At 72.8% G+C, this 12,690-nt stretch carries 10 protein-coding genes; 1 reads left to right on the forward strand and 9 read right to left on the reverse strand.

The annotated features are described in order from the left end of the window. Window positions 1-15: 15 nt before the first annotated feature. Genes ABZ562_RS38940 through ABZ562_RS38980 form a run of 9 tightly spaced genes read right to left on the reverse strand, consistent with a single transcriptional unit; the run spans window position 16 to window position 10,211 of the window. A complete protein-coding gene (locus ABZ562_RS38940) occupies window positions 16-837 on the reverse strand; it encodes an endonuclease/exonuclease/phosphatase family protein (RefSeq protein ID WP_361489545.1) in 822 nt (273 codons plus the stop codon). A 47-nt stretch (window positions 838-884) separates the two neighbouring features. Next, window positions 885-1,880: a methyltransferase gene (locus tag ABZ562_RS38945; RefSeq protein WP_361489547.1), complete on the reverse strand. Its 996-nt coding sequence runs from the start codon at window positions 1,878-1,880 to the stop codon at window positions 885-887. Further along, window positions 1,877-3,106, reverse strand: coding sequence for an MFS transporter (locus ABZ562_RS38950; protein ID WP_361489550.1), 1,230 nt, complete (start codon window positions 3,104-3,106; stop codon window positions 1,877-1,879). Before ABZ562_RS38950 ends, ABZ562_RS38945 begins: the two co-directional genes overlap by 4 nt. A gap of 2 nt (window positions 3,107-3,108) precedes the next feature. After that, on the reverse strand, window positions 3,109-3,723 hold the full coding sequence (locus ABZ562_RS38955; RefSeq protein ID WP_361489553.1) for a DUF1349 domain-containing protein: 615 nt from the start codon (window positions 3,721-3,723) through the stop codon (window positions 3,109-3,111). Further along, a complete protein-coding gene (locus tag ABZ562_RS38960; RefSeq protein WP_361489555.1) occupies window positions 3,720-4,571 on the reverse strand; it encodes an SDR family NAD(P)-dependent oxidoreductase in 852 nt (283 codons plus the stop codon). Before ABZ562_RS38960 ends, ABZ562_RS38955 begins: the two co-directional genes overlap by 4 nt. Then, the gene (locus ABZ562_RS38965) at window positions 4,568-5,947 is read right to left on the reverse strand and encodes a glycosyltransferase (protein ID WP_361489558.1); all 1,380 of its coding nucleotides are present in this window, start codon (window positions 5,945-5,947) and stop codon (window positions 4,568-4,570) included. Before ABZ562_RS38965 ends, ABZ562_RS38960 begins: the two co-directional genes overlap by 4 nt. Next, on the reverse strand, window positions 5,928-7,742 hold the full coding sequence (locus ABZ562_RS38970; RefSeq protein WP_361489560.1) for a 1-deoxy-D-xylulose-5-phosphate synthase N-terminal domain-containing protein: 1,815 nt from the start codon (window positions 7,740-7,742) through the stop codon (window positions 5,928-5,930). The genes ABZ562_RS38965 and ABZ562_RS38970 overlap by 20 nt, the downstream gene beginning before the upstream one ends. Beyond that, window positions 7,739-9,058, reverse strand: a complete 1,320-nt coding sequence (locus tag ABZ562_RS38975; protein ID WP_361489563.1) for an aminotransferase class III-fold pyridoxal phosphate-dependent enzyme — start codon at window positions 9,056-9,058, stop codon at window positions 7,739-7,741. The genes ABZ562_RS38970 and ABZ562_RS38975 overlap by 4 nt, the downstream gene beginning before the upstream one ends. A gap of 37 nt (window positions 9,059-9,095) precedes the next feature. Continuing rightward, entirely contained in the window at window positions 9,096-10,211 is a 1,116-nt protein-coding gene (locus ABZ562_RS38980) for a phosphotransferase (protein WP_361489565.1), read from the reverse strand. Between the two features lie 275 nt (window positions 10,212-10,486). Between ABZ562_RS38980 and ABZ562_RS38985 the strand changes: the two genes are divergently transcribed. Further along, complete coding sequence (locus tag ABZ562_RS38985) at window positions 10,487-12,535, forward strand: BTAD domain-containing putative transcriptional regulator (RefSeq protein ID WP_361489567.1); 2,049 nt, start codon at window positions 10,487-10,489, stop codon at window positions 12,533-12,535. Window positions 12,536-12,690: the final 155 nt, after the last annotated feature.

A 12,690-nucleotide genomic window follows, 5' to 3' on the forward strand; every position in this document is an offset into this window, starting at 1 on the left:
TTCCGAGAGGGCCGGTCACCGGCGGCGGAGCCGGAGGGCGATCGGCCGGTGGTCGGAGGCGCCCGGCCGTCCGTCGTGCGGGAGCAGCCGGGGATCGTCCACCGCCTGGTACGAGGCCAGCGCCCCGGTCAGGGCCGGCGAGAGCAGGAACACGTCGATGCGGCGCGGCGCCTGGCCCGGCGGGTGGTGCCCGAAGGTCGGCGAGCGGTCCCCCGTATGGGCTCCCGCGTCGACGAACAGCGGATCCTCGGCCTCGCCCAGCAGCCGCCGCAGCGGAGCGCGGTCGGCGTGCTTCTCGCCGGGCCACCGGTGGTCGTCGCGGCGGTGGCGGGGCACGGTCGTCCAGTCCGGCTCCGGATCGTCCGGCGGGAGGGAGTTCGCGTCCATGGCCATGACCGTGGGGGCCGGCGCGCCGGGGTTCGCGTACCGGCGCAGCCGGTCGGACTCGATCCGCCGGTTCGTGGGGCTGAACGGGTCCAGATGAGCCACGACGAACCGCAGCTCGTGCGACCATCCGGGCAGCCGCAGCGTGACGCTGCCGTGGCCGTGCCAGGCGGCGAGGTCGGGCGGTATCCGCTCGGTCTCCACCGGTTCGATGTCCCGCTGCCAGAAGATCGCCAGATGGCAGCCGGTCTTCGCGGTGAACAGCGCGCCGTCCATGCCGAACCCGGCCTTGGCGTCCTCGAAGAACCGCCCTGCGTCCCGGTCCCAGCCCCACCCCTCGGTGGTCATCAGCACCCGGGGCCGGTGTTCCGCGACGATGTCCCGCTGCAGCAGCCAGCGTTCGTCCCGGCCTTCCAGCCGGTCGATGCCCGCCTCGTACAGGTTCCAGAACATGACGAGGTCGCTCGCGGCGGCCGTCGCCGGCTGTGTGCCCGCCCCGCTCACTTGAATCCGATGATCATGGATTCCGGACCGTCCAGGTGTTCCACGCGGGTCTCCCGGAAGCCCGCCTCACGCAGCCATTCCTGGCACTCGGGACCGGTGTAGTCGAAGCCGCCGGGGACCTCCAGGTGCATCATGAGGCTGAGGATCAGCCCGACCGCGTTGCTCCGCCGGTCGCCGTCGATCAGCGTCTCGTAGATCAGCACGGCCCCGCCCTCCGGCAGCGCCCGGTACGCCTTGTCCAGCAGCAGCCGCTTCTCCTCCAGCCCCCAGTTGTGCAGGATGTGCCCGAACACCAGCACGTCGGCCGAGGGCAGTTCGTCGCGGAAGAAGTCCCCGGGCCTGAAGCTCATCCGTTCGGCGAGGCCGAGCGCGCCGGTGTACTCCTCGAACCCCTCGCGGGCCTGTGGCAGGTCGAAGCCGACCGCGGTCAGGTGCGGGTGGCGCAGCAGGATCCGGCCGGGCAGCGCGCCCTCGGACGTGCCGATGTCGGCGAGCGAGCGGTAGCCGTCCCAGGGGAAGCTCTCCGCGATCACCCGCGCCGAGCCGATGCTCAGCGCCGTCATGTCCCGCTGGAAGGCGCGGACCGAGTTCGCCGTCGCGTACGTGTCGGCGTAGAAGTCCCGGCCGGTACGGGCCCCGCGCAGCGCCTCGCCGGTCCGCAGCACCCCCGTCAGGTCGTCGGCCAGGCCCGCGCACTGGGTCAGGTAGCTGTCGCCGAGATAGGTGGCGGGCTTGCCCGCGTCCAGGTATTCGCCGGCCGCGGGGGTGTTGGCGTAGACGTCGCCGGTACGGTCCAGCAGGTCGAGCGCCACCAGGGCGTCCAGGAAGTCGCCGACGGCGCCGGGGCCGAGACCGAGCCGGCCGGCCAGCTCGTCCCCGTGCAGCGGCTCCTTGGCCAGCTCGGTGAAGACGCCCAGCTCGATGGCGCTGAGCATCGTCTTGGTCTTCCAGTACGCCCAGAACAACTCGGTGACGGGCTGCGGTGAGGTCATGTTTTTACCTTCTGGTCGGGTCGGTCGGCGGGGTGCCGGCGGGCGGCGGTCGGATCCGCCCGCGGGGCCAGGGCGACGGCGGCCGTGACGGCCAGGCCGCACAGCAGGGTGAGAGTGGCGATCGACAGCGGAATCGACACGGCTGCCCGGGCCGGGGCGGCGAACAGGCCCAGCAGGGGCGGCAGGGCCGCGCTGCCGATCAGGTTGGTCAGCAGCAGAACGGCGCTGACGCGCTCCGGGGGGAGCGGCAGGACGGCGGTGGCCCAGACGAGCACGGTCGGGAAGACCGTGCCCAGCGCGAACCCGGCCAGCCCGTAACCCGCCGGTGCCCAGCGGCCGTCGAGCGTGGTGAGGAGCAGGCCGGTGGCGGCGAGCAGGCAGAGCAGGACCAGCCGCGGTGGGCGCAGCCGGTGCGTCACGGGCGGCAGCACCACCCGGCCGGCGGTGAGGCCCGCCCAGAACAGCGCGGTGAGCCCGGCGGCCCCCTCGGCGGAACGGCCCGCGGCCTCCAGGTGGGTGGACTCCAGCGCGCCGGTACCGGCCTCCACGCCCGCGTACAGGAAGGCCACGGCCGCGAACACGATCAGCAGGGGCAGGCTCCGGCGCCCGGCCGGGGCGCCGGTGGCGGTATCGGTGCCGGGCGTGGGCGGGGCGCCGGGGCCCGCCGTGCCGAGGTGCCGGGCCGGCCGGAGGAGCGGCGCCGTCAGCCCCGCCGTCACCAGCAGCAGCCACGACACCTCACCGAACCGGCCCACCAGCAGCGGTCCCACGGTGGCGCCCGCGCCGAAGCACGCGTGCAGCAGATTCATCAGCAGCAGCCCGCGCCGCCCCGGGAAGCGGCCGAAGAAGGCGTTCAGATACAGCAGCAGCCCGCCGAAACCGAAGCCCGTCGCCGTGGCGAACGCGTTCAGCAGCCACCAGGTGGGCGCGAGCGCCATCCCCGCGCAGCCGCCCGCGAACGCGGCCAGCAGGGCGAGGACCGGGCGCCCGGTGGAGGACCTCCCGGCGCCGGTACGGCCGCCGAGGCCGCACGCGGCGACCCCGGCGAGCGCACCCAGGTTGTACAGCCCGACCAGCTCGGCCCCGCCCCCCTCGGGCAGTCCGTACGCGGACCTGAGCAGCGGCAACGCCGCTCCCAGCGCCGCGGTGACCACACCCAGCAGCAAGGACAGCGCCAAAGGGGCCACGACGCGTACCCGGGCGGGTGCGGCGGGCGGCACCGGCATGGTCACCTCCGGTCGGGCAGGGCCGTGGCGCGGAACCCGACCGGGGCGAAGACGGCCGAGGCGGACGGGGTGAACGGAGCCTGGACGAAGAGCCCCAGCCGCAGCTCCGGCTCCGAGAAGCCGAAGAACGTTCGCACGAACCGCCAGTCGTCCTCCGGCGCCTCACGGAAGAACACCGCCTGCCGGGGCCCCTCGCGGGTCACCAGCAGCTCCGCCTGGGGACCGGCCAGCGCCGGCCCCAGCGCCTCGTCGGACACCGGCCGGGACAGCACGGTGACCACCGCCCAGCCACCCGCCTTGACCCGCTCCACGCAGACCTTGAGCCAGCCCTCGGGGCCGTGCAGGGCGATCCCGCCCGCGTCGCCGAACGCGGCGCCGTCGACCGAGATCCGGGTCCAGGCGGTGAAGTCGCCCCGGATGGTGCGCTGGAGCAGCGGCAGTCCGCTCGCCTCGTGGGCGCCGGGCATGGCGAACAGATCGGCACCTCCCGGCGCGGAAATCCGCAGCGCCCCGCCGGTACGCGAGCAGGAGAGCGGCTCGGCCGACCAGCTCCAGCCCTCGTCGAAGCCGAACACGGCCTCCGGCTGTGCGGCGTCCGTGGGCCGCGTCGCCGTCATGCCGTCATCCCGCCGTCGACGCTGATCGCCTGGCCGGTGACCTTCTTCGCCGTGGCCAGGAAGACCACCAGCTCCGCGATGTCCTCGGGGGTCTGGAACTCCCGCTGGGGGATCATGGTGCGCATCCGCTCCCAGCACTCGTCCTCGGTCTCGCCGGGCCGGACGAACGCCGACAGCAGATAGCTCCACATGTTGGTCCGGATCATCCCGGGGCAGATCGCGTTGACCCGGATGCCGTCGCGGGCCACCTCCAGGGCGAGCGAGGAGGAGAAGCCGATCACCCCGAACTTCGCGGCGCAGTAGTGCGCCACCTTGGCGAAGCCGCTGCGCCCCGACACCGAGGAGAAGTTGATGATCGCCCCGCCGCCGGAGTCGCGCAGCAGCGGCACGGCGTGCTTGGAGGACAGGAAGACGCCGTCCAGATTCCCGGACACCACCTGCTGGAACTCCGTGAGCTCCATCTGCTCCACCGGGCTGACATGGGTCACCCCGAAGGCGTTGACGACCACGTCGAGCCGTCCGGGGCCGGCTGCCAGCGACCCGTACAGCTCGCGCACCGCGGCCTCGTCGGTGGCATCGACCTCCGCCGCGGTCACCCGCAGCCCCGCCTCGCTCAGCCGGGCCGCCAGCTTCTGGGCGTCGGCGAAGCCGCTCACCCGGGTGGACCGGTAGTGGTTGAACGCCGAGGGCAGCCGGTCGGTGTCGGCCACCACCACGGTCGCGCCCCTCCGGGCCAGCGCTTCCACCGCGGCCGCGCCGATGCCCCGGCCACCGCCGATGACCAGCGCCACCTTGTCGGCGAGCCCCGTCCCCGTCCCCGTATCGGTCCCGGATTCCGTCGTCGTCATGCCGTCATGTCCTTCCCATGCGTTGCGCTTACGGGCTCCGGCGTCAGGCCGTAGCCGAGCGGGGGCAGCACCAGGGCGTCCAGGAGCCGGGGGAAAGCCCGGTAGTCCGCCAGATTGCGGCTTCCTTCGGTGATCAGGCGCCGCAGCTGCCGCCGGTCCTGGGCCGGCTCCTCCGGCAGGGCGTCCACCGCGGACAGCAGGGCGTCGTCCCGGCGCCGGAAGAAATCGGTGAAGATCTGCTCGGACCGTGCCAGCGCCCGGTCCAGGTCGACGCCCTTCCGCCGCTCCACCGTCAGCCGACCGGTCAGCCGGGCGTCGTGGGCGATCTCTTGTCGCACCGCCTCGCCGGACAGCGCCCGCAGGAATGTCCGGTCCTGGTACGGCGACTCGGCGGTCATGTCCGCGGGTTCGAAGTCGCGGCCGCACAGCTTCTCCACGAGCGCGTCCTCGTCGACCCGGCCGAGCGCCTCGACCCTGCCCATGGAGAACGCGGTCCCGGTGTCGAGCACCGTCGGCACCAGATTGCGCGCGGGCAGCAGTTCGACGGCCGGGCCGATATCGGCGCCCAGGACCGGAATCCCGTGGGCGAGCGCCTCCAGCACCACCCGGCCGAGCGTCTCGCGCGACGCCGTGCTCGGGAACAGCAGCACATCTATCTCCGAGAAGAACCCGGCGAGTTCGTGCTGCCCCAGGACGCCGAGCACCCGGACGGCATCCGGCTCGACCCCCTGGCGGCCCAGCTCCGCCAGCACCGCATCGGTCTCCCAGCGGGGATGGTTCGGCTTGCCCGCGCACAGCAGACTCACCCGCCCCGGGCTCGCCCGGTGGCAGCGGGCGAAGACCGACAGCACCTGGTCGAAGTTCTTCGCCAGGGACAGAGCACCGAGATAGCCGATGCGCAGCGGCTCGTCGGGCGCCGGAATCCGGGCCGGGGGAAGCCGGGGCAGCCGGTCGAGCATGGGGTAGGCGACCGCCGAGTTGTCCTCGGTGACCGACGCCAGGTGCCGGATGAACAGCCGGCGCGTGTACTCGGTCGGGAACAGCACCAGGTCACCGGGGCGCAGCAGCGGCGCGCACAGCTCCTCCTGCGCCCAGTAGCCGGACCACAGCGCCGTGTGCACCTCGCGGACGATCCGGAAGCGGCCCTTCGTACGCTCCCGCCACAGGTGGTACAGGAAGGCGTACGGTCCTGCCCCGGCGTACACCACCTCGCCCGGCGAGGCCGATGCGACACTGCCGGCGCCGCGGGTCAGATCGTGCCAGGCCACGCGCCGGTGGCCGTCCAGCAGTTCGGCCACCTCACGATGCATGAGGATGGCGCCGTCGACGATGCCCGAGGTGTCCGGCGCCCGGTAGTCATGCGCGTGCAGCCGCACGGCGGGCCTCCTCCCGGGGGCGGTCCTCGCCGTCCGCGTCCGACGGCCTTCCGTCGAGCAGTTCGCGCAGCTGCGCCGGGCTCATCCGGTGCAGCCGGAGCTGCTTGCCGTGCACGCGGTTGGCGATGTCCCGCCGTACGCCGTGCACCTCGGCCGGGAGCAGATACTTCGTGCGCAGCCGCTCGCCGAAGCCGCCGTGCGCCCCGTTGTACTCGATGGCCAGCAGCCGTTCGCTGCCGCGCAAGCGCGCGAGGGTCTGCGCGTCGAGCTCGGGGTCGAGCGCCGCGCAGTGCAGATGCGGCAGGCCGAGGTCCCGGTTGGCCTCCGCGACGAGTACGGTCGCGTAGCCGAAGGTGATCAGGGCGGTCCCCAGGTCACCGGCGGCGGGCGGAGTGATCCACACTCCGCCGTCCACGTCGGCGGAGCAGTCCGCCCGGGGCGGGTCGAACTTCGCGTCGATCGTGCTGAGAACGTGCGTGACGTCCGGGTCACGGTCCAGCCGGTCCAGGCAGGCGTCGAACTCCGCCTCGGTCACCGGCTCGTAGACGCGGGTGTTCATCACCAGGCCGAGCAGGTTCGCGGCGTTGTGCGCGCCGCCCCAGGCCCCCCAGCTGCGCCCGGCCAGCACCAGCAGATTGCGCACGCTGGTGGTCGCCTCGGTGAGCATGCTGAGCGAGTCCATGTAGTACATCGCGTCGGTGGCGACCACCTTCAGCGTCCGCTCGGGCAGCGCGAGGGTCAGGCCGAGGCTGAGCGTCTCCGCGAGCCCGGTGTTGGTGTACGGCACCTTGCCGCGCAGCCCGAAGCGGTTCGCCATGTCGGCGGTGAACACCGCGAGTTCCTGCCCGGTGCGCTCCTGGCGGTCGGCCAGCATCCGTCCGGTGGTCGCGGCGAAGGACACCTTGGCGGGCTTCGCCGGCGCGGCCGAGCCCTCGGCGGGCTTCGGCTTGAAACTGTGGTCGCCCTTGCGGGTCCGGCACACCAGCGCCGCTGATCCCGGCGCGGCCAGCAGTTCGCCGAGCGAGTCCGCGACGGCCTTCTCGTCCAGGCCGTCGGCCTCCTCGACGCGGTGCAGATAGGCGGCCAGGTAGTCGCGGCTGAGCGGCCTCGGGAGCGGCTCGATGCCCTTGTCGTTGGCGTCCACGACCAGGACCAGATTGGTCAGACCCGCGTCGTGGGCGAAGCGCAGGCACTCGAAGACCACGCCCTCCTGCAACTCGCCGTCGCCGGCCAGGCAGACCACCTTGCGGTTGTCGCCCCGCTCGGCCATCGCGGTGGCGAGGCTCACCGCCTGCGCGACGCCCACACCGAGGCTGTACCGCATGGTGTTGCGGAAGCCCAGGTCCCGGTGGATCACCCCGGTCAGTCCGCCCTGGTGCAGGGTGGCCAGCGGCGTGAACGGGAAGGTGCCACGGACGTAGTGCTCGGCGTAGAAGCTCGGCGCGATGTGTCCCCGGCCGACGATCAGCTCGGCCGGGCCCTGGCCTTCCTCGGTGTCCGCGGAGACGAGTCCGAGCGCGAAGCAGGCGCGTACGAGCGGCAGGGACGACAGGCAGCTCTGGTAGTTCCCCGAGCCCGCGATCTCGTGCATCCGCAGCAGTACCCGGGCGCTGTCGTCATGGACCCGCTCGGGAACGGCGGCCGCGAGCTTGCGCAGCGAGTCGAGCAGCGGACCGCTGTAATCGCCCGCTTCCAGCTCGGCCAGTTCGCGCCGCACCACCGTGTTCTCCTCGGGCGTCAGCCGGGGCAGCGCGGCCCGGCCCGGCTCGGCGAAGAGACTGCTCAGCCCGGTCATCGACCGCCCCCGCACACCTCGTCGAGGGCGGCGGCGAGGACGTGCAGCATCTCGTCGGCCTCGGTTTCGGTCGTCACGAAGGCGGGAGCCATGACGAACCAGTCGTCCTGGCCCCGGATGATCAGGCCGCGCCGCAGGCACGCCCGGGCGAACCGTTCGCCGATCGGCCGTTCGCCGCCGTCCTCCCGCAGTTTGACCCCGTACAGCAGTCCGATCGACCGCACGGTGCCGCGCCCGCCGATCAGCTCCCGCAGCCGCGGCTCGATGTACTCCGACAGCTTGCCGATCCGCGCCGGGAAGTCGCCGTCCCGGAACAGGTTCACCGCGGCCAGGCCCGCGGCCGAGGCCATGGGGTTGGCCGCGTACGTGTGCGAGGGGGCGAAGGCCAGCGGACCGCCGGAGTCACCGAGGATCGCGGCGACCCGCTCGGCCATCAGCACCGCGGCCAGCGGGGCGTAACCGCCGGAAATGCCCTTGCCGACGCACATGATGTCCGGGGTGACGCCGAAGGTCTGGGCGGCGAACGGACTGCCGGTGCGGCCGAATCCGGTGACGATCTCGTCGAAGACGAGCAGCACGTTGTGCCGGTCACAGATCTCCCGGAGCCGCGTGAGGTAGTCGGCCGACGGGATCGCCATGCCCCGCAGATGGATGACCGGCTCGATGACCAGGGCGGCCACCGAATCCGGGCCTTCGGCCTCGATCGTCCGCTCGATGATCGACGCGGCCAGCGCTCCCGACTCCTCGGGCGGCACGCCCCAGAAGGACTCCAGGCAGTCCGGCGGCCAGACGTGGAGGAAGCCGCCCAGGCCCGGGCCGAAGCGCCCGACATCGGGACGCCCGGTCAGCGACAGCGAGCCGAAGGTGGCGCCGTGGTACCCGTGGTAGTGACTGAGCACCTTGATCTTGTCGGGATTGCCGTGCGTACGGTGGTAGAGCCGGGCCAGCCGGACCGCCGCCTCGACGCTCTCCGAACCGCCGTTGACCAGCTTGGCCGCCGTGATGCCGTCCGGAGCCAGGTCGACCAGGCCCCGGGCCAGCTCCAGCGCGGCGTGATTGGTGCCGTGCAGGGGCGGGTTGAAGGGCAGCGTCCGCAGCTGGTCCTCCACCGCCCGCTTGATGGGCTCGCAGTCGTAGCCGAAGCAGGTGACGAACACGCCCGACAGGCCGTCCAGATAGCTGCGGCCGCCGGCGTCCTGCAGCCGGATTCCCTTGCCGGAGGTGAAGAGCACCGCGTCCTCGGAGTGCGGGACCTCGAAGCAGTAGGCGGACAGGTCGGTCGGCCACGACGACAGCGTGGACTCTTGGACAGACATGAGGAACCTCTCTCGGTGAGGGAGTGCCCCGGCGCGCTCAGCGCGGGAGCGGAGAGACGAGGGACTGGTGGATCCGAAGCCTGCGCGGGGATGCGAGGAGGTCGAAGTACTCGGTCCACGCAGGGCTGAGGATGTCCCTGAGCAGGATGTCCTTGGCGATGTCGACGATCACCGGCAGCGAGTGGGCCATCAGGAGCGGCATCAACAGCCGCTCCTCGCCCGGCGCGAGCAGGCCGGCGGCCGTCGCCGCCTGCCGGAACGCGGCGAGGGAGCGGCGGCGGCCGGTCTCACCGGCCACCCGCCCCGCCATCTCGGCCAGCCAGGCGAGGTCCAGCAACCGGTCGCCGACGTGCAGATTGTCGAAGTCCAGCACGGCCACGACGTCAGGGCCACCGGCTTCGCCCGCACCGTCGCCCGTGGGGGAGAACAGAAAGTGGTGGTAGTGCAGATCGCCGTGCACCACCGCGGGCCTGGCGGGCCGTTCGCCCGCCGCGGCCGGTCCGGCCTCTCGCAGCAGCCGACCCGACGCGACGACACCGCGCAGCGCCGAGGCGGCCGCCCGGCCCCAGCTGTCGCCGCGCCGCTCCGCGAGGGGCAGCAGCCGCTCCTCGGCATCCCGCAGGGCGGACGGCCAGTGTTCCTCGTCGACCAGCCGGGGCAGCCGGATCGGGGCGAGCCTGTCCGCCACCCCGCCCGGCGGCCGGTCCAGGGCGCGGCGCAGCCCGAGCCCGGTGCGTACGACGGCGGCGGCCTGGGCGGGCGTGAGCTCGCCGGACGCGGCGCCCGGCGCGAGCGGAGCGAGTTCGCACACCAGCCCGTCGTGCCAGACGCTGGTGGCGCCGTCCGAGGCCGCCACGGCCGCCGGGGCGGGCACCCCGTGGCCGCGGCAATGCGCGAGAACCTCTTCCTTGAGCGGATAGAACCGCGGCTCCCGTGCGGCGTCGGGATTCAGCTGGACCTTCAGTACGTAGCCCGCCTCGGGGCGCTCCACGTACCACAGGCCCGCGGTGTGACTGAGCGGCGCGGTGTCACCGGCCGAGAGCGGCCGCACGGGGACGCCGGACCACCGCGGTCCCCAGCGGGCGGCGAGCACTTGGCGTACCCATCCCGCGCTCCCGGCCGCCTCCACGCGGGGCGGCACCGCAGCGGTCATCGGCGATCCTGCGGGCGCGGTGGCCGACCGGAGCTCCACGACGTGTGCATGGGACCCTCCCCTGCCTGAATGGTGGGTGGCGCTGGACTGTGAAGTGATTCCAGCAAACGGTTCTGTCGTGGCCCTGTGGTGCACCTGTCCCGCCGCCGCCGCGGTCTGTGCTCGATCTGTCGTCCTAAAAAGATGACTAGTATTTTGGGGACGTTAGGACGCAACTACGGCATCGCTGGCGAGAGCTGGTCGCTCTGGACAGTAACGCTCTGGATACTGTTCGTATGTTCTTCCAGGTCCTGGGACCGGTACAGATGCTGATGCAGCACGGTGCCTCCCTCCCCATTCGGGGCGCCCGGTTGTCGACTCTGCTGACCCTGCTGCTCGTCCAAGCACCCGCGGTGGTGAAACGGGATTTTCTGATCGAGGAATTATGGGCCGGCCGACCCGTCAAGGACCCGGTCAACGCTTTGCACCTGCACATAGCCAAGCTGCGCGCCCTGCTGGGCAAGAACAGCGGCCTGCTGCAGACCCGGAAGGGCCTCGGATACCGGATGGGGCTCTCGGCGGACATGCTCGACGCGACCCGCTTCGCACGGCTCGCCGTCGAGGGCAACGACCACCTCGACCAAGGGCGCCCGGCCGACGCGGCGGCGGTGCTGCAGGAGGCACTGCGGCTGTGGCGGGGCCCGGCGCTGGCGGGCGCGGGCGACTCCGTGGCCATCGCCGGTGAGCGGGCGCGATTGCACGAACTGCGCCTCGTGGCATCCGAGCACCTCGCGGAGGCGCGGCTTGCCCAGGGGCAGTACGTCGCCCTGGTGCCGGAGCTGAAGGCGCTGGTCGCCGAGCACCCGCTGCGCGAGAGTCTGCGCGGGCTGCTGATGCGGGCGCTCTACGGAGCGGGCCACCAGGCCGAGGCGCTCGAGGTCTTCGACGCCACGCGCGGAGTGCTCCGCGACGCGCTGGGGGTGAGTCCTTCCCCTCCCTTGCGCGCACTGCACGCCGCTTTACTGGCCCACGACACCCACGCACTGAACGCCCCGCGAAGGGGGCTCACCGCCGCGACGCCGCCGCCCGGGCCGCAGAACGCCCTGAGCCGAGTGGGTCCCGGGCCAGGGCCCCGGACCACCGGTGAGACGGGCCGGACGGGCGGACTCGTCCCGCCGCTCGACGCGTTCGTCGGACGGCGCGCGGACCTCGGGACCATCACGGCAGCGGTGCGGCGGAACCGCCTGGTGACCGTGGTCGGTCCGGGCGGCGTGGGCAAGACCCGGATCGCCCTCCAGGCGGCGGACGGTCTGAGCGAGGAATTCCCCGACGGTGTCTGTCTGGTGGAACTCGCCTCACTTCCCGCGGGTGCCGGCCCCGACCGGCTGATCGCCGCGTTCGCCGAGGCGCTCGCCATCCCCGATTCGCCCGACTGGATCCCTCAACTCGCCCGTCTGAAGGCCGCGCTGGCCGGAAAGCGGATGCTCCTCGTGGTCGACACGTGCGAACACGTACGCCAGGGGGCGGCCCACACCGTCGACACCCTGATGCGCGGCTGCTCCGCCCTGACCGTGCTGGCCACGAGCAGGGAGGCGCTGGCCGTGCCCGGTGAAACGGCCTTCCCGCTGCGTCCGTTGCCGCTCGGCGAGGCGGTCGAGCTGTTCCGGGCCCGGATGACCGCGGCCACGCCGGACCTGGGGTGGGACGACGCCACGCGGGCGAGCGCGGCAGCGGTGTGCCGCCGGCTGGACTGCCTGCCGCTGGCCATCGAACTGGCTGTCGGCCGCACCCGCATGCTCACCGTCCCGGACATCGAGGCGCGGCTCGCCGACGGCCTCCATATCCTCTCTCAGGCCCCGGTCCCCGCTCCCGAGCGGCATCGCAGCCTGTACGCGACGCTGGACTGGAGCCATGAACTCCTCGGCGCCGAGGAGAAGCGGGTCTTCCGCGACTTGTCCGTGCTCGCGGGTACCTGGGACCTCGACGCCGCGGAACACTTCTGCGCGGACGCGACCCTGTCCGGCACGGAGGTGGTCGACACCATCGGCCGGCTGGTCGGCAAGTCGCTCCTGGCCCCCCTGCGGGGAGCGGGCAGCTCACGCTTCCGGATGCTGGAGACGGTGCGCGTCTACGCGCAGCAGAAGCTCGCGGCCTCCGGCCGCGAGGAGGAGGTCCGCGACCGCCTCGCGGCCTGGACCTCGACGCAACCCGCGTCGGCCGCCCGGAACGGTCCGAAGCTCCACAGCGGCCGGCCCCCGGCCCTGCCGATCGCGCCGGCCTGGCGCGATGCCATGTGGACCGCGACAGGCCAGGGCACGTGCCGGAGCTGCTCCCTCACGAGCTGAGCACGCACAGCGGCTCTGCGCGGCGGCGCGTCAACCCGCCGGACGCCGCCGAGACCCCCTGGGGGTGTCGTGTGGATCATGCCGGGCTCCCGACGCCGCTGTGACATCAGCCGCTGCCGCGGCGGGCGGCACCTCGCGGCCCCGCGCTCGTCGCA

The sequence above is a fragment of the Streptomyces sp. NPDC019937 genome, from assembly GCF_040631655.1.
Classification (GTDB): Bacteria; Actinomycetota; Actinomycetes; order Streptomycetales; family Streptomycetaceae; genus Streptomyces.